Raw genomic sequence first — 17,828 nt, forward strand, 5'->3', positions numbered from 1 at the left:
TTGTTTCACTTAACAGGCGAAGGGTTGAATCGTCTTAACCGTAAAGCATTGAGCAAGACCGACACCGAACTGAAACTCATTGCGACTGCCGCAAAAATCGGGCTCATCAGCGGGCCGCCGAAAATATACAAGAGACCCATTGCAACTGGAATACCTACAAGGTTGTAAGCAAAAGCCCAGAACAAGTTTTGTTTAATGTTTCGTAGCGTTGTATGACTTAAATCAATCGCAGTCAATACAGCTGTTAAATCATTACGCATGAGGACAATATTAGCTGATTCAATCGCCACGTCCGTACCTGATCCAACTGCAATTCCGATATCCGCTTGAGCCAATGCTGGTGCATCATTAATGCCGTCCCCAACCATTGCGACCTTTTTGCCTGATTCTTGTAGTTTTTTGACTTCCTCTGCTTTATCTTCAGGTAATACTTCACTTAATACGCGGTCAATACCCGCTTGCTTAGCTATCGCTTTGGCTGTACGTTTGTTATCTCCAGTAATCATAATGACTTCGATGTTACGTTTTTTAAGTTCTTTAACAGCCTTCATACTATTTTCTTTTAATGTATCCGCTACTGCGACAATTCCAGCCAATTCTCCGTCTATAGAGAGATACATCGGTGTTTTTCCTTCGTCTGCTAAACGATCGGATTCTTTTTCCATGCTTGATAAATCAATATTCTGCTCTACCATCAGCTTGCGGTTTCCAATGTACATATTTTTGCCATCAATTTCTACTTTAATACCGTGTCCAGGAATGGCTTCAAAATGATCCGGCTTAGTTAATGACATATTCTCTTCTTTTGATTTTTGTACAATGGCTTCGCCTAATGGGTGTTCAGATCCAGTTTCACCAGAAGCTGCATAATATAAAAGCTCTTCTTCAGTAATCAAAGGAGTCACTAAAATATCCGTCACGATAGGTTTACCTTCTGTCAGGGTTCCTGTTTTATCAAATACAATCGTCTCTAGATTATGAGTGGTTTCTAGCGCCTCACCATTTTTTATCAAGACACCATGTTCTGCCCCTTTTCCGGTTGCAACCATAATACTTGTTGGAGTCGCCAAACCTAAGGCACATGGACAAGCAATGACAAGGGTTGTTATGATAACGGATAAAGCAAATATACCTGTTTGACCTGCAATTAACCAAGCAACTCCTGCTAAAATGGCTAATCCGATAACAATCGGTACGAAATATCCTGTAATGATATCGGCCATTCGAGCAATGGGTGCTTTAGACCCTTGTGCATCTTCTACCATTTTTATAATTTGGGATAGGGTTGTATCACTTCCCACTCGAGTGGCGCGGTATTCAATGGAACCATTATTATTTATACTCGCCCCAATAACCTCGTCTCCATCTTGCTTTTCAACAGGAATACTTTCTCCTGTCAGCATCGATTCATCAACTGTAGTACGTCCTTCAACAACAACACCATCTACAGGCATTCTTTCTCCCGGACGAACTCTAATGATATCTCCTATAGCGACAGCTTCCACAGCAATTTCCTGTTCTTCACCATTACGTATCACTCGAGCTGTTTTAGGAGCCAAGCTAACTAATTTCTCAATAGCTGAGGACATTTGCCCCTTTGAGCGGTCTTCTAAAAATAGTCCTAAAGTATGGAGCGCCAAGATAACACCGGTCACTTCATAATAAAGTACCTCTGAAAAATTACCATAACCTAAGCCAGTTCCGATTGTCGCAGCAAGGCTGTAAACAAATGCAGCCGCCGTACCAAGCGCAATCAGGGAATCCATATTTGGATGACCTTTAAATAAACTTTTAAATCCCTTCTGGAAATATTCCCAGCTTACTACCATTATCGGCAAAGTCAGAATAAGTTGTAAAAGAGAAAAATTAAATGCATTTATCATTGGGTCAACGATATTTGGTAGAGGCATACCTACCATATGACCCATGGATATAATTAATAAAGGGATTGTAAATATAATGGATATCCCAAAACGATTTAGAAGTTGCTTTATTCTTTTTTCTTTTTTCTCACGCTTCTCTGCTCGTGAATTATCTTGAGTATCCGTAGTCTCTAATACGGCTGCATAACCACTATTGGATACAGCACCAGTCACATCAGATACTGAAATTGCTGACGGGTTATAGGAAACTTGCATTTTTTCTGTCGCTAAATTGACGGAAGCTTTATCTACGCCCGACAACTTTCCGACGGCTTTTTCAATTGTCTGTGCACAGGATGCGCAGGTCATACCTTCAATTGCAAAGGTTTGCGTCTTTCCCTCTTGGGCAATCAGTTCATACCCTGAATTATCCACCGCTTTTTGTAGATTTTCTACCGAAAAAGTTGGTTCATCGTACTCAATACTTAACTTCTCTGTTGCTAGGTTTACGGAAGCCTGTGTGACCCCACGAACCTTTTTTGCTGCTTTTTCTACTGTCTGTGCACAAGACGCACAGGTCATACCTTCTATGGCAAATGATTTATTCTCCAATTTTTTCGCTCCTCATTCTCCATGATGATGTAAATGGCAATCGCATTGCCCTTCTGCACACTGACAATCAACTTCTTCTACTGCGAAAGCTTTTTTCATCTCTAATATTTCTTCTAGCCGTTGGATATCATCGAAACTTAAAGTATGATCCTTAATGATACTCTCTATTACATTCCCGACATTCTTTCGACAAATACGATCGAAAATATCGTTTGTAAAACTTCTTACCGCTTCTTTCTCTTCGATATTTGCCGAATAAATATATTTTCTACCTTCTTGTTCTGTATTCAGTACGCCTTTTTCCACGAGTCGACCTAAGAGCGTTTTGGTTGTCGCTTGTTTCCAGTCCATTTTCTCTCCCAATGTAGAAATGACTTCTTTACTAGTCACTTGGGTATTCGCCCAGACTACACGCATGACTTCCCATTCAGCATCGGTTATATGAAGGTCTACAGCTATAGTACTCATATTCTCTCCCTCTTTCGTTTTCGTGCGTAAACATTAATGTTAAATAGAGTTTACACTAGTAAACGATTATTGTCAAGAGTTTATGTAAATGAATAATTTGTGATGTATTATTTTTTATAACTTTTTAACTTTCGTTTCGATGCGACACGCCTGACGAAAATATGGATTGTGTTTTAGTTCATTAATTAGGGATTGGTTCGTCGGACACTTCTCTTTTAAAAAAACACCGAAAATAAGCTTTTTCAGAATGTCGGCGGATAGACATCCCACTGTACGGGTTTTCTATCCCCCGATTTCATTTTGATTACAAATTTGAGCCTAACAGGCTCAAGGGGTCACAGCATCGCAAATTATTCATCTACAAACTATTTCAGCTTTAAACACAAAAAAAGTAAGGTGAGAGCCCTGCCTTTTTGCGTCTTTATCGGACTATAATTGTATGAGTAGCTCATTGGGGAGTACCATCTTAAAATCTAGGAGAATGATATGCTACTCTCTGTCTATACTATAACTCGAATGTAAGTTCTAGTATATGAATATTGGAAGTTTTTTGCAAAGATTTAGTTTTTTACAACAGAAGCTTCATAAATAGAATCCACTGCTTTTTTTAGTTTTGCATCAAAGTCTGCATTACTTTGATTAACAGATAAGTCCTGCGTAAGCGCCCGTGAAAAACTTGCTATAACATTGTCATTTTGACTAAGTATTTCGTTCGCTTCGTCTCTTTCATAACCACCTGATAAAGCAACAACACGTAAAACTTGTGAATGATCGGCTAATTCTTGATATAAATTAGCTTTCGTTGGGATAGTTAATTTCAACATCACATAATCATCAGTAGCTAATGCATCTAAATGGTTTTTAATGGATTGGTTTAAATATTCCTCAATTTGTTCTTTATCTTCAGAATGAATATTCACTTCAGGTTCAACGATAGGAACTAAGCCAGCATCAATTATTTCTTGAGCAACTTGAAACTGCTGGGTGACTACATCATCGATGCCTTTTTCATTATATGAAAGAATGTTTGAACGCATTTTTGTACCAAACATATTTTGTTCTTTTGCTTGTTGAAGTAAATTATTAAGTCCTGGAATTGGCTTCATTAATTGTACACCATGTTCTTCATCTGCAAGTCCTTGATCTATTTTAATAAACGGAACAATTCCTTTATCGCTTAAATAATCTCCAGCATACTGACCTTCTATCCTATTATTCATCGTATGTTCAAATAAAATCGCGCCAATAATTTTATCCGGAGTAAAAGATGGAGATGTGATGATTCGTGTACGCATTTTGTGAACAAGATCAAACATTTCATCGTCATTTGAATACTGGTCTTCACTGACCCCATAATCATTCAGAGCTTTTGGTGTACTACCACCGCTTTGATCAAGTGCCGCGATAAAGCCGTCTTTATTCTTTATAGTATCAAAATGTTCTTGATTCATTGATAAATTCTCCTCCATAGATTTTCTGAAATTCCCATAGTTATCCTTCACTAATTAGTTTATTAAAAATTTTCATCCTATACCACTTTTTTAAAAAAATACCAAAAATAAGCTTTTTCAGAACATCGACGGATAGAAATTCTATTGTAGGGGGTTTCTATCCGCCGATTTCATTTTTATTACAAATTTGAGCCTTACAGGCTCAAGGGGTAAACATTCTAAATAACAGGTCTTCTTTGCCTATTATCGCTGTTATTACATTTTCTGATTATAAAAGTGGCAGGACTAACGCAATTGCCCCAATAATAATCGCTGTCCAGTTGAGTCCTTTCTGTGGGGAAAATAGCCCGATGATTCCTAGAACGACTGCAGCTACTCCCATCCATACCGGTTGCCAAAAGAAAGCGATTATCCCTACAAGAATTCCAATCCATCCTAACCATTGCCCAGTTGTATTACTCATGATTTATCTTCTCCTTATGCATATTTTTTAATTATTTATTTAATCGAGAAACATATTCTGTTAAACGCACCAAATTAGAAACAAAACCATATTCGTTATCGTACCAAGCAACTGTTTTAACCAATTGTCCCCCATTTGCATCTAATACTTCTGTTAACGTTGCATCAAAAACGGATCCATGTGTAACCCCCACGACATCGGAGGAAACAATTTCATCCTCAGTGTACCCATATGAATCATTCGCGGCTGCCTTCATCACTTCGTTAATCTGATCAACGGTTACCTCTCTATCCAACACCGAGAACAGTTCTACAAAGCCCGCAGTAATGACAGGAACCCGTGTGGTGGTACCCGTAATGATCCCTTTAACCTCTGGAATGACTTTTCCTAATGCGTTGGCAGCGCCAGTCGTAACAGGAATAACATTTTGAGCACCTGCGCGACTTTTACGTCCCCCGGGAGCATCTTGCATGTTTTGTGTCGCTGTATAGGCACGCGATCCTGTCATCAGGCCTCGTTGAATCCCAAACTCGTCCACTAATATTTTTGTCATTAAGGCTAAACCATTTGTCGTACAGGAAGCGGCGGAAATAATTTTGTCACTTGGACTCAAAATTTCTTGGTTGACACCAAAGACAACGACTTTCGTTTCTTCATCTTTAGTTGGTGCTGAAATAATTACTTTTTTAGCTCCAGCGTCTATGTGTGCCTGTGCTTTTTCATTAGTTGTGTAGAAGCCTGTACATTCCAAAACGATATCAATGTCCAAATCGGACCATGGTAGTTTTTTGGCATCCTTTTCTTCGAATGTTTTAACTTCTTTGCCATCAACCAGAATTGAATCGCCTCTTGCCTCGATATCATAAGGGAAAATCCCATATGCAGTATCGTATTTTAAAGAGTAGGCTAAATCCTCATTATTTGTTAAATCATTTACTGCAACAACCTGTAGTTCTGAGTCCCTCAACTCTTTAATACGGCGAAATGCTAAGCGTCCAATACGACCAAACCCATTAATTGCTATTTTAGTAGTCATTATATTCCTCCATTTAATTTTGTACTATTTTTCTTGATGAATATGTGCTGGTTATCCTTAATTAGCAGCCAAAGTTTAACATTAACCCCTCCTCTACGTCTACTCGTGTAAACCATAAGCTGACTTGAGTTTACATTAGTAAATGATAGTTGTCAAGAGTATTTTTAAAATAGTTTTTTTCGTGATCTTACTCTTACAAGTCTTCGAGATTCTTAAAATATCTGATAGAAGTTATATAAATGAACAATAGATATAGACTATGTTCTTAGTTTATGGCTGTCTATCTACATTGTCAAACATTTCGATTTTTTATTAATTACAAGTAAAGACTTATGTCTGTTTACCATTTTTTCAATAGTTGAGAAGCGGTTCTACAATAAAGAAGTAGACCGTCCTAGAAATTAAAAACAGAGTAATTATTCGTTAGATCGTCTTTAAATCGTTTATTAATCTCACTAAGTTTTATTTTAATTGTTTTAGAGGGCTTCTTTTACAAGTTCAGTCAAGCCCATAATCTTGTGTAAAATACTATGGATTTATTCCTCTGGAAACAATGGTGGACTGGTCTAAGAAAGAAGTGAAACTGCATGGAATTGCGCTCAAAAAAATGTGGCACACTTACGGAGAAGGAACCATTAAAAGATAAAAACGTGACATGGAGAGCCTGAATGAAATGGACAATGCCAATCCATCATTCATCAGCTCGACGATGTACTGCCCGAATTATGGAGATCTTTAAGAGAGACGGATAAAGAACAGTTCTTGACCAAGTATGGACGGAAATGGGAAAAATTCAGGAGTCCGATCCCAAAACAGACCGGACTTCAAAAAGTTCCAGATAATTCTTAATATCACTTTGTCATGAATATAGTATTCGACCTGAATAATTCATAGCTCTAAATTTAAGCTATTTTTTTGAACAAAGTGCCTATATTTAAATTAGGCAGATACATTCTTCCAAAATAATGTGTTTTCGAACAGGATATCTACGGAAGAAGGCTATAATAAAAATTATTTGTCTATTTAAGGGCAGACTGACCCCTTGGAAAAATAGGTTAAAAATTTTTACGATAACTAGCCTAAATCCATTGCCTAGATCGCAGTAGGCGTTCAAAAACCTTATAAAATTCAGTTTGATACACATGATAACTCGACAGTTTGAGATAGACTTGTCTACCTGTTTTAATGAGTTTTCCGGCAACTTTGAGCAATGTCAATCGTATAGAATGAATCGTCATCCCCCGATTCACTTGTTCAAATCCAATGTTCTTTAAAAAATTGACGAGGTTGTAAGCCAGGACACTGATCATCATTCTAACGTGATTTTCCAGGAAGAGCGGGCTATCTGTTTTGTCAAAATAAAAGCCTGATTTCGCTTCTTTGATGAAATTCTCCATTGTACCCCGTTTGCCGTAAAGAGAGAATATGACTTCAGGTGAGACATTATTGGATAGATTAGTCACAATGAATGCGTGGTGAAAGAGGAGTTCTCCTGCTTCACGAACGGAACGTATACAGACTCGACGGGGTTTCGACCATGATTATGCTTGATAAGGCATTGGAAAATACTGAACTTCCCGATCTTCCCATTTTTGGTTATCCCCGTAAAGAACGGATTGCTCAGCTAATTGACTTAACCTCCGATTGTTCTTTAATCGGATCACATACTGACTTTCATTTTCTTCACAAGACTCATACACCTCTGGTGTTGCGAAGCCGCTGTCCCCACGAACCAATATGTCAGTATTCGGTATGGATTCATTGTAGTGGTGTAACAATGGGTCGATAAAGGCTTTCACCCCTTTAGATGTGTACTGATTACCTGAACGCAGTTCAGCTTTTAAGAAATCTCCAGTCAGTCCGTCAAAGGCAACTAATGGGTGGTAGCCGTAGGTTTGATAATGTGCATTATAATCTGTTTGTTCTTGATGGTCAAAGGTATCTGAATGAGTGGAATCGAGATCAATGATTAACTCGGTGTCATTGCGAATCAAACGCGCTTTATCAATGAGCGACTGATTTAATGATTGTAATTGACCCACATTTTCCGTGGTAAAACGATCCAGAAACCGTGAAATTGACGATTGTGAGGCTAATTGTTTTCTGCCTAACACCATTTGAAAGACTGGATCATGTCGTAACAGATTAGCTGACGAGTCTGCCGAATAACCAGCAATCAGTTGCATAATGAGCTGTTCTAATATCGCTAAATTATCATGCGTGTAGTAAGCACGGTTATCTTTAATGTCCAGAAGTGATTTTGCCAAATCAGAAAACTTGAAGGTATCCATTACTTCTTTAACTAAGACTAAACCCGAATCACTCGATAAACGACCACCTGTATGCGAAATGATAATGTTTGAATTGAATTTTACCTGGTTTTTGTGTAAGCTAATCATGAAGAGAACTCCTTTCTTATGGTTGGTTTAGACACCTTTACCATATCAGAATGGGGTTCTTTTTTCATCACTTAACAGGTAAAAATGAAAAAGTAATTGTAAGGTGCCGTGAGGCAGTTTCACATGGTTTTAATTAAAAGTATGAATTATTCAGGATATAATAAACTTGCAAGTGCACTTGCAAGTTCTTTTTCCAAAGCAATGAAGAGAATATATAACACATAATATCATTAAATTTCACGCACTTAAGTAAATAAGTGTGTTTTTATTATAGAAAAGCTATAATTCTTGACCCCGTACCTAACTACAGACTATATAATGAAGTAGAATTTAAAATAGGAAGGTGAGAACAGAATGGCAGACACTATACTCAAAGCAATAAATGTAAAAAAAGATTTTGTTCTTTCTAAATCTCGAAAGATTGAAGCCGTTAAAGGAATCAATTTAGAAGTTCAAGCGGGAGAAATATTTGGCTTTCTAGGACCTAATGGTGCAGGGAAAAGTACCATGATTAGTATGCTGACGACCCAGAGTAAACCAACATCTGGAGAGATATTCATTCATTAATAATCAACAGATTTTAGAAAATCCTGCTCGGGCTCGCAAAAAAATTGGTGTCGTTGCTCAACATAATAATCTTGATAAAGGACTGACAGCACGAGAAAATCTCACTTACCATGCTAAGTATTTCGGGTTAGATGATTCCACCGCCAATCAAAGAGCAGATGAATATCTCGAAAAGTTTGGATTGAAAGATCGCCAACATGATTATGTCAAAAGTTATTCCGGTGGAATGGCACAACGTTTAAAAATTGCTCGAGCAATCATTCACCAGCCAGATATTTTATTTTTAGATGAACCGACAACAGGGTTAGACCCCGCTTACCGAGCTATCCTTTGGGAACAAATATTAACATTGAATAAAGCAGGCACGACTATCTTGAGGAAGGTCTGTTGGAAATCTACCCGGATAGGAAACAAGTCTTAAAGAAAGGCGTAGAGGTCGACCTTACGCCCACGGAGTACGCTTTGTTATTCCTATTAGCCTCTCATCCTAAACAATTATTTTCCCGTGACCAGCTGCTAGATGCGGTCAAAGGGCTAGATTTTGACGGAACGGATCGAATCATAGACACTCACATTAAGAATTTACGACAAAAAATAGAGGGCGATAAACGAAACCCTCACTATATTCTGACAGCATATGGAACGGGATACCGATTTGGTGGTCAAAAATGAAGCGAACGATAAAATGGCAACTCCTCCTTTCCTTTATTTCTCTCTCTTTTATTCTTGTAGGGGGTTCAGCTGGATAACATTGAACTTAATGGAAAGCCATTTTGCTGACTATGTGAAGGAAAGGCAGGAATCAGAGTTAAAAGAATACACCTCTGAATTAGAGGCTCTTTATCGAGAAGATGGCACCTGGGAAGAGGATTCACAAGCAATCCAAAGTTTGGGTCGAAATGCTCTTCAACACGCAGTGATTCTGAATATATATGACGAAGATGGACAGCTATTATGGGGCCCGTCTCCCTCTGAGGAAAAAGAAGCCGAGGACAAGATTCAGAATCATCTACTGCATATGGAGCAAATAATGGGAAATGTGGATAGAGTCTATGTGCAATCCCGTATTCCGCTCTATAATGGCAGCGAAGAAGTGGGCTTGGTAGAGATACAGTTCGGAGGTCCTTTCGCTTATACGGAACATGAAGCTTTCTTCATTTCTGATATGAGAAATATCTTGATTCTGGTGGCCATTATCTCTCTTCTTATATCTTTCTTCTTTGCGGTACTAGTAGCCAAAAAACTAAGTGCACCTATTGTCGCAATCAATGATTTCACCACGGAAATTGCGAAAGGACGTTACAGTAGTCTTCCTTTGGAAGAATCGGGAATTCGAGAGATTGACGATCTTAGAGATGCAGTAAACGAGCTCTCTCTGCAACTTCAACGCCAGCAGGAGATTCGAAACCGTTTGTCTTCCGATATTGCCCATGAAATCAGGACCCCTTTGACGACGTTAAAGGGAAATATTGAAGCCATGATAGATGGTGTCTGGGAAGTATCAGAAGAGCGTCTCTATCGTTGTTATGAGGAAGTGAACCGCATCACTCGTCTAATTGGAGAAATCGATCGAATCAATGAGATTGAAAGTCAGGAGTCCCAGCTACAAAAGTCCACCTTTGACTTAAAGGAACTATCTCAGCAAATCTGGGATAATTTTCAGGCATTACTAATCGAGAGACAGATTCACTGTTCCATTAGTGGGAATTCTGTTCTTGTTTCCGCAGATCGAGATAAAATGCATCAGGTCATAACCAATCTTTTATTCAATGCTATTAAATTTACTCCTTCTGGTGGGAAAATTGACATTCATGTTTCGCAAAGTAGAGCCACTGTTTCCTTTCGAATAGGGGATAATGGACAAGGAATCCCTCCGGACGAGGTAAGTCAAATCTTTGAACGTTTCTATATGGCGGAACCATCTCGAAATAGTCAGCTGGGTGGACAGGGAATTGGGCTTTCCATTGTAAAAAGTATTATCCATGCCCATCATGGTACTATTTCTGTAGATAGTGTCTATGGAAAGGGTACAACTTTTACGATTACTCTTCCTAAAAATAAATAGAAGCGTACAAAGAGGCTGGGACAAAAGTCTTAACAAACAAATAAGATCCGCTGAAAATCTACTTGAGATTTCAGTGGATCTTATTTGTTTATGTAAGCAAAAGGAGCACGGCTTTGATATAATAAAGTCACCACAACAAATCATAGAAAGGGTGCTCCTTATGTATACTCAATATACCATGAACCAAACAACCTTGCCATTAGAAATGAACTGTTACTTACCAGAAAATCATATCGTCTACTCTATTCATCAAGTTGTGGAAGATTTAGATGACTCGCAATATCACTTAATTGAAAACGACTTTGGTCGCCCGGCTTATCACCCGAAAGTATTACTCAAAGCGCTGCTATTTGCCTATTCAGAAGGGATCTTTTCCGGTCGAAAAATCGAGAAAATGATGCAAGAAAATATAGCGATGCAATGGTTAACAGGTCAAACGTTAGTGTCTTATCGTACAATTAATCGATTCAGAGTATCAGAAGTGACTAAGGCTATTTTACAAGATCTCTATTGCACGTTTTCTCTTCGTTTAAAAGAAGAAAAACTGATTGAAGGAAAAGCGTTATTTATAGATGGTACAAAGTTCGAAGCAGACGCCAATAAATATACATTTGTTTGGAAGAAAGCCACGGATCAATTCTACTCTACTTTAAAAGAAAAAGAAATTCACTACTATGAAGAAGAGATCGCCCCACTCATCGATCAAGCGGTCGAAAAAGATCAAAATCAGGCGTTTACTAAAAAAGAAATCGAAGAACTATATGAACTTCTTCAAAAAGAGCTGGAAAAGATTGAAACAGAAATTAATCAGGCAAACGAAAAAGAAGTACTTATGAAAAAGAAGAAAAAGCGTCGTTCCTTGAAAAAACATAGAAATAGATTGAAAAAGGACTTTATACCTAGAGAACAGAAATATGAAGATTACTACGGCACATTTGACGGTCGAAATAGCTTCTCTAAGACAGACAAAACGGCTACTTTCATGCGTATGAAAGACGATCATATGAGAAACGGCCAATTAAAGCCAGGCTATAATATCCAAATCGCAACGGAAAACCAGTTTGTTTTGCATACGCAAGTCTATCCTAATCCAACGGATACAAGAACCCTTATCCCGTTTTTGCATTCGCTTCCTAAGCCCATTCAACCGTCCACTTATATTGTCGCAGATGCAGGGTATGGTAGCCAAGAAAATTTAGAATATTTAGAACGGTCCGGATGGACTGGCTTGGTTAAATACGGCATGTACGAAAAGGAACAGAAAAAGAAATACAGACTTTCGGATAGAAATAGAGAGAATTGGATTCACGATGAAGCTCAAAATACCTATACCCATCCTGATGGAACTCTCTATGCGTACGGTTATGTTAGTAAGCAAAAAACAGATTCTGGATTTGTACGATTGTCCCATATTTACCAATCAACGGATCCAAATTACAAAAATGGGAGAAAATCCTTTTCCATTAACTATGAATATGAGGAACAAAAATTAACGATTAGAGAAAAGCTTTCATCAGAAGAAGGAATTCAATTTTACAGTAAGCGTAAAATTGATGTAGAGCCAACTTTCGGACAGGTGAAGGCCAATTTGAGGTTCACTCGATTTTCAGTTCGTGGGAAGTCGAGTGTAGAAAATGAAACGAATCTGATCTTCATGGCCAATAATCTACGAAAATATAATAAAAGAAAGAAGAAATAGAATCATTCAGTAAGTAGAACCCCTGAGAGAATTGTATTCTACAATTTTCTCAGGGGTTTTCTATATTTAAAGACTTTCAGAGACTTTTGTCCCAGCCTCTTTTGAGTGGTTAATCATAGTCTCATACACGCAGTATAATATTATCCATCTTTACTATTATTGCACCAGGACATCAATCTCTGTCAGTTCAGGATTGTCGGATACAATTTCGATTAGCAAGCGATGAGGCAAGTTAAGACTGGTTTCTCCAGGAGATTGAATCCAATCTGTCCTCACCGCAACTTGGTGCATGCTGTTATCTTCTTTATTACGAATCCGCTCACCATCAATCTCAATAATATTATACCGTCCTGGGGCGGGGTAATAGGTAATGAGCTGATGCTCCTTATTTCCTGTCAGGAGAAACCGATCTACTACCTCTCCATTAATCGAGATTACTGCATACAAATCACTGCTCTCACTGCTTGTGTTCTTCATCGCAAAGACCACAACTGGGGAAAAAGAAAGAACAATCAACAGAGAAACAATAATAATATCAAAAGGTTTTACCATTTTCAGATACTTTTTTATCGGGAATGACCTCCTCATTTGTTATCCTCTGTTTTTAATGGTTACTCCAAATGTTTTTTTCTCTTCAAGTACTCTTCTTCCGTGATATTTCCTCTAGCAAATTCTTTTTGAAGAAGTTCTAAGGGAGTCTCTTTTCCACTTCGATTATCTGTCCGGTCAGAAAGGAGCTTAATAACAAGGTACACTATTACAACAATCAGTACAATCCAAAATAGTCCCATCAACATCATCCAACCCATTCCTCCTTGTGTAAATAAGTTCGCACAGTCCCACATGTTTAACACTCCCTTTTCTATAATTCATCTATGCCGGTTTCTATTTATTATTGTTCCTTTTTGAGTCGCCATCCTTCTAAATAGTAAGATTTAGCGGGGTAATCCCTTCTGCGGTATATCCAAATGCCGATGGCACCAATAAATAGAAGTAAAGATAGCCCTTGTGACACCCGGAGTAAATCACCAATCCATAAGCTGTCGGTTCGCATGCCTTCTATAAAAAATCTTCCTACTGAATACCAGATTACATAGCTAAGTGCCACTTCCCCTTGCCGCAATAAACCTTTGCGGTTCCGAATAAAAATGATTAGACCGAAGCCTAAAAGGCTCCACAAGGACTCGTATAGGAATGTCGGATGATAGTACACGCCATTAATTTGCATCTGGTTAATGATAAAGTCTGGGAGATACAAGTTTTCTAAAAAGGTACGAGTTACTTCTCCTCCATGAGCTTCCTGGTTGATAAAGTTTCCCCATCTACCGATGGCCTGCGCCAAGAGAACATATGGGGCTAATACATCAAGCATTAAAGCAACTGGAATTTCCTTTTTCTTGGCGTACCAGTAAACGGTTAATCCTCCCGCAATCAAGCCTCCATAAATGGCAATACCACCGTTCCAAATGGCGATGATTTCAAGGGGATTTTGTATATAGTAATCCCACTCAAATAGTACATAGTAAATTCGGGCTCCTATTAATCCAATAGGAATAGCCCATAGTGCCATATCTATTAGCGTATCCTCTTCAAAGCCTCTCTTTTTCCCTTCTTTTGACGCTAATGAGATAGCGAGAAGCATAGCTACACCAATAATAATTCCATACCAATAGACGGTAAATGGACCAAACGAAAAGGCGACGCGATCGATTGTTTCTGTTGTCATGTCCATGTTTTTCTCCTTGTAAATATATATTTATCTTCTGTTTGTGAGTTGATAAAACTAAGGAGTGCGTAGACTCATTTTAAATTCTTTTACGCACTTTTTTCAATTGAAATTAATGAGCCTTTCTTTTTTTATATTCCTAGGTATTGAGAAGGATCCACCGTTGAGCCATTTTTATATATTTGAAAATCCAAATGTACACCGGTCGAGACGCCTGTTGTCCCCATGATTCCAATTGGTTGCCCTTGAGCAACTTCTTGTCCCGATGAAACCAACATATTCGGTTGTAGATGAGAATAAACTGATTTATATCCATCCCCATGATCAATCTCTATGTAATATCCTAAGCCGTTATTGTAAGATGCCGTAATCACTTTACCTGAACGCGAAGCTATAATAGATCCGCTCCCAGCAATATCTATGCCTTTATGAAACCTCTGATTACCAAAAACGGGATGTGTCCGCCAGCCATATCGAGAAGTGACTATTCCATTTGCTGGCAAAATCCATCTAGAGTTAACATTCGTTTCCTTATCATTGTTTGGTTCTGGCGGATTAACAGTCTTTAAGTCCTTGTTTGCTTGAACTTTTTTTTCAACCTGTACTTTTTGATTTTTTTCTTGAATTTTTTGGGTTAAAGCGGTCGTTTGTTTTGCAATAATAGTTTGTTCGTTAATAATTCCTTCTCTTTCAGTAGCAGTTAAATTGTATTGTTCGACTATTTGTATAATTTTGTTCTCTAATGTACTACGTTGAGTGGACAATTTCTCTTGGTCTACTTCCAACTGATTTCTGATGGCTTGCATTTTTTCTTGTTTATTTTTGTATTGGCGCTCTTTATCTTCTAATGTTCGCTTATCATCTATTTGGGTTTTCATAATATCTTGATTTGCATCCATCAACTGACCTATTACATTAATACGTCCAAGAAAATCAGATAAGTTTTCTGAAGAAGCTAATAGACTAGCAATATCTTGAGGATTTGCCTGCGTTTGAACCGATCTTGCTTGGGATTCTAAACGAGCGGTTCTGCTGTTAATTTTATCTTGTAATTGAACCGTCTCTTTTTGCAGTTTCTTAATCTCTTCCTCAATTTGATTCATTTCTTCTTCCTTGCGCTTAATTTTTTCTATCAATGTAGAAATATCCTTTTGTAATCCTGCCACTTCTCCTTCTATCTGCTCTTTTTTTTCTTCTAAAGATTCCATCTCTTGTTCTTTACTTTTAATTTCCTCGTTTAGCAACTCTGATTGTTTACCTAATTCTTGCTCTTGTTATTTTAATTCTTCCGTTTTTTCGGAAGCGGCTTTTACTTCTAAAGAACTAAACATCGGTGTCATCAAAAAGATTGTCGTTGCTATAGGAAAGAGGTACTTTTTCTTCATTCTTCCTTCTCCTATGTATATAGTTAGTATTGACTGCTTGAAACAACTTATTTCTTCCTTTATCGTGTATCAATATAACAATGAATTATGTAGATTTTATGGAGTTATTTAATCTACATAAAATCTACATAATTTTTCTTTATTATCGCTACAGAAAGGTAAAAAATAGCGGTCACTTCCAGAGTTAAAATAGCATTTTCAGTATTTTTTATCTTATCGATAGCCAATACGTTATTTCGATGCCTAATAAAAAAAGAAAAAGGAGGAATGGAGATGGAATTAATTCTATTTTTAGTGCTTATGGTCGTAGGACACATGCTCATGATGTTTGTTATGCCCGGTATGCATGGAGGACACAACCATAAGGAACACAGTCATACAAAAAACAATTCTAAAGATATGGAAGCTCTTGAAGAGGAAAACAAGCAATTAAAAGAAGATTTAAACATACTCAAGTCAAATTCAAATCGAAACGAATGGTGAGGACTGATCTGCTTTGAAACAAAAAATTATTCACTTTTCTGGTTTTATCGCCTTGTCCCTTTTCATCTTATCCTTAGCAATAGCTATCACAATTAACTTTTCCCCCCTATATTCATTCAATATTAATTACTTGAATATAACAGAATACGTAAACATGCCAAAAGAACAACTATTAACTAATTATCGTATTTTACTGGACTACTTAAATTTCCCCTGGGTAACCCAATTAAACATGCCTAATTTCTCCAGCTCAGCTAGTGGGCTGTTCCACTTCTTTGAAGTGAAGAAGTTATTTATGCTAGACTATTTGATTCTAATCGTTTCTGGAATATGTGTCTTCTGGTTTTCACGGTATATGAAAAGAACCAATCAATACCAGAAGCTTAATCGATACTTTAAGTGGGGAATGCTTATCCCACTTGCTATACTTTTTGCCCTCTTGATCAGTTTTGATACGCTGTTTGTGTTATTTCATCAGGTATTCTTTAACAACGATGCTTGGCTTTTCAATCCAGCAACAGATTCTATCATTTTAGCGTTACCAGCTGAGTTCTTTATGCATAGCTTTATTCTTGCCTTTGGATTGATTGAAGTATTTCTCCTTATAGGTTCACTAGTGTTGCATAAAACTTAGAATAAATGATTTTTATACATTGTTACTTTAATCACAAGTAGTTTTCATTAAAATTTCCAAAAAAGTCAATTGCTGGCGCAAGGGATGACTTTTTCCAGAAATTTTTAGGGTTATTCAGTTGTCGCTTAGTCTATTTGCACTTTCTTTCACTTAACCAGGTGCGAACGATGCTTTGAAACACTCAAACGGTTCATACTGTAACGCTCTGATTTGTCTCAAAATTGTGAAGAGGCTTGATTTCAACCTTAATTCAAGTTTCATCAGTAACGTCAATAAGTAGACTATCATCGCAAGAATCACCTGATTCTCTACACCTTGTTCAGACTGTGAATAGTACGTTTTAATGGTCAAATGTTGTTTGATATGCTTGAAAAACAACTCGATCTGCCATCTTGATTGATACATTTTTCCGATGTCCTCTGCTGAAAGATCCATTCGGTTCGTCAGGATACGCAGATTCGATCGATGCTTACGTTCAATCGTTATTAAACGAAACAACCCCGTCAGGTAGGTCGATTTGCCCAGCTGAACCAATTGGTCACTGATAATCCCTGATTCATGAGACACTTCCAAGTGCGCTTGAACATGAACGGCTGTATTCTTTTTAATGCGGGAGACGAAAAAGTAGCCCTCCCAGTTCATTTGATCAAACTGAGTGAAATCCAGATACCCGCGATCAAAAACATAGGTCGCCCGTTTCTCATTAATAAAGACGTTCAAGTGATCATGGTCGTGTTCAGAGGCATTGGACAGTTCGAATTGTTCAGGGTGCACCCATCCTTCTTTCATATGACAGACTTTTAAGTGCAGTTTGATTCCCGACTTAGTCGTGATTATTTCGCGTTTTGGAGTCCATGAATATCCATTTCGAGTCCACTGTTTCACGAACTGAGTCCACCTTATTTTTTAATCAAATTCGCGGTTCAAGACCACTATTTCGCAGTTCAAGACCACTTTTCAGTCTCTTTTGTGTATAGT

17 protein-coding genes and 1 pseudogene are annotated in these 17,828 nt (G+C 37.8%); 7 read left to right on the plus strand and 11 right to left on the minus strand.

The window, feature by feature from the left end; translation table 11 throughout:
* Positions 1 to 5: 5 nt before the first annotated feature.
* From BKP56_RS13090 to BKP56_RS13115, 6 genes and pseudogenes are all read right to left on the minus strand, one after another.
* Positions 6 to 2,474 carry a heavy metal translocating P-type ATPase gene (locus tag BKP56_RS13090; protein WP_072695709.1) on the minus strand — a complete coding sequence of 823 codons (2,469 nt, stop codon included), beginning with the start codon at positions 2,472 to 2,474 and terminating at the stop codon, positions 6 to 8.
* Between the two features lie 12 nt (positions 2,475 to 2,486).
* Positions 2,487 to 2,942, minus strand: a complete 456-nt coding sequence (gene tcrY / locus BKP56_RS13095; RefSeq protein WP_072695711.1) for a copper-responsive transcriptional repressor TcrY — start codon at positions 2,940 to 2,942, stop codon at positions 2,487 to 2,489.
* A 560-nt stretch (positions 2,943 to 3,502) separates the two neighbouring features.
* Positions 3,503 to 4,393 (minus strand): fructose bisphosphate aldolase, encoded by an 891-nt coding sequence (locus tag BKP56_RS13100; RefSeq protein WP_072695713.1) that lies wholly within the window; start codon positions 4,391 to 4,393, stop codon positions 3,503 to 3,505.
* Positions 4,394 to 4,661: 268 nt separating this feature from the next.
* Positions 4,662 to 4,856 (minus strand): DUF308 domain-containing protein, encoded by a 195-nt coding sequence (locus BKP56_RS13105; protein WP_072695715.1) that lies wholly within the window; start codon positions 4,854 to 4,856, stop codon positions 4,662 to 4,664.
* Between the two features lie 31 nt (positions 4,857 to 4,887).
* The gene (gene gap, locus BKP56_RS13110; protein WP_072695717.1) at positions 4,888 to 5,892 is read right to left on the minus strand and encodes a type I glyceraldehyde-3-phosphate dehydrogenase; all 1,005 of its coding nucleotides are present in this window, start codon (positions 5,890 to 5,892) and stop codon (positions 4,888 to 4,890) included.
* 1,079 nt (positions 5,893 to 6,971) lie between these two features.
* Positions 6,972 to 8,291, minus strand: a pseudogene (locus BKP56_RS13115) (IS1380 family transposase).
* A 354-nt stretch (positions 8,292 to 8,645) separates the two neighbouring features.
* Between BKP56_RS13115 and BKP56_RS14095 the strand changes: the two are divergent.
* The 5 genes from BKP56_RS14095 (at position 8,646) to BKP56_RS13135 (ending at position 12,622) form a co-directional block, all read left to right on the plus strand.
* Complete coding sequence (locus tag BKP56_RS14095) at positions 8,646 to 8,858, plus strand: ATP-binding cassette domain-containing protein (RefSeq protein WP_198033956.1); 213 nt, start codon at positions 8,646 to 8,648, stop codon at positions 8,856 to 8,858.
* A 43-nt stretch (positions 8,859 to 8,901) separates the two neighbouring features.
* Positions 8,902 to 9,279, plus strand: coding sequence for an ATP-binding cassette domain-containing protein (locus BKP56_RS14100; protein WP_250637458.1), 378 nt, complete (start codon positions 8,902 to 8,904; stop codon positions 9,277 to 9,279).
* The gene (locus tag BKP56_RS13125) at positions 9,246 to 9,530 is read left to right on the plus strand and encodes a winged helix-turn-helix domain-containing protein (protein WP_232226896.1); all 285 of its coding nucleotides are present in this window, start codon (positions 9,246 to 9,248) and stop codon (positions 9,528 to 9,530) included. Before BKP56_RS14100 ends, BKP56_RS13125 begins: the two co-directional genes overlap by 34 nt.
* Before the next feature lie 88 nt (positions 9,531 to 9,618).
* Entirely contained in the window at positions 9,619 to 10,923 is a 1,305-nt protein-coding gene (locus BKP56_RS13130) for a sensor histidine kinase (protein ID WP_232226897.1), read from the plus strand.
* 160 nt (positions 10,924 to 11,083) lie between these two features.
* The gene (locus BKP56_RS13135; protein ID WP_072695719.1) at positions 11,084 to 12,622 is read left to right on the plus strand and encodes an IS1182 family transposase; all 1,539 of its coding nucleotides are present in this window, start codon (positions 11,084 to 11,086) and stop codon (positions 12,620 to 12,622) included.
* A 156-nt stretch (positions 12,623 to 12,778) separates the two neighbouring features.
* Here BKP56_RS13135 and BKP56_RS13140 read toward each other — a convergent pair whose 3' ends face one another.
* The 4 genes from BKP56_RS13140 to BKP56_RS13155 all read right to left on the minus strand — a co-directional run bounded on the left by BKP56_RS13140 (position 12,779) and on the right by BKP56_RS13155 (position 15,556).
* Positions 12,779 to 13,174: a NusG domain II-containing protein gene (locus BKP56_RS13140; RefSeq protein ID WP_232226899.1), complete on the minus strand. Its 396-nt coding sequence runs from the start codon at positions 13,172 to 13,174 to the stop codon at positions 12,779 to 12,781.
* A gap of 59 nt (positions 13,175 to 13,233) precedes the next feature.
* Positions 13,234 to 13,467, minus strand: a complete 234-nt coding sequence (locus tag BKP56_RS13145) for an amino acid acetyltransferase (protein ID WP_072695722.1) — start codon at positions 13,465 to 13,467, stop codon at positions 13,234 to 13,236.
* 47 nt (positions 13,468 to 13,514) lie between these two features.
* Positions 13,515 to 14,354: a prolipoprotein diacylglyceryl transferase gene (lgt, locus tag BKP56_RS13150; RefSeq protein ID WP_072695724.1), complete on the minus strand. Its 840-nt coding sequence runs from the start codon at positions 14,352 to 14,354 to the stop codon at positions 13,515 to 13,517.
* Positions 14,355 to 14,479: 125 nt separating this feature from the next.
* Entirely contained in the window at positions 14,480 to 15,556 is a 1,077-nt protein-coding gene (locus tag BKP56_RS13155; protein ID WP_198033957.1) for a murein hydrolase activator EnvC family protein, read from the minus strand.
* A gap of 450 nt (positions 15,557 to 16,006) precedes the next feature.
* On the opposite strand from BKP56_RS13155, the gene BKP56_RS13160 reads away from it, so the two are divergent.
* Positions 16,007 to 16,216, plus strand: coding sequence for an adhesion protein (locus tag BKP56_RS13160; protein WP_072695728.1), 210 nt, complete (start codon positions 16,007 to 16,009; stop codon positions 16,214 to 16,216).
* Positions 16,217 to 16,280: 64 nt separating this feature from the next.
* Positions 16,281 to 16,850 carry a TIGR01906 family membrane protein gene (locus tag BKP56_RS13165; RefSeq protein WP_232226975.1) on the plus strand — a complete coding sequence of 190 codons (570 nt, stop codon included), beginning with the start codon at positions 16,281 to 16,283 and terminating at the stop codon, positions 16,848 to 16,850.
* Positions 16,851 to 17,000: 150 nt separating this feature from the next.
* Here the strand turns inward: BKP56_RS13165 and BKP56_RS13170 are convergent, their stop codons facing one another.
* Positions 17,001 to 17,735 (minus strand): IS4 family transposase, encoded by a 735-nt coding sequence (locus tag BKP56_RS13170; protein WP_072695730.1) that lies wholly within the window; start codon positions 17,733 to 17,735, stop codon positions 17,001 to 17,003.
* Positions 17,736 to 17,828 lie beyond the last annotated feature (93 nt).

Source organism: Marinilactibacillus sp. 15R (assembly GCF_001895285.1).
In the GTDB taxonomy this organism is placed as follows: domain Bacteria; phylum Bacillota; class Bacilli; order Lactobacillales; family Carnobacteriaceae_A; genus Marinilactibacillus; species Marinilactibacillus piezotolerans.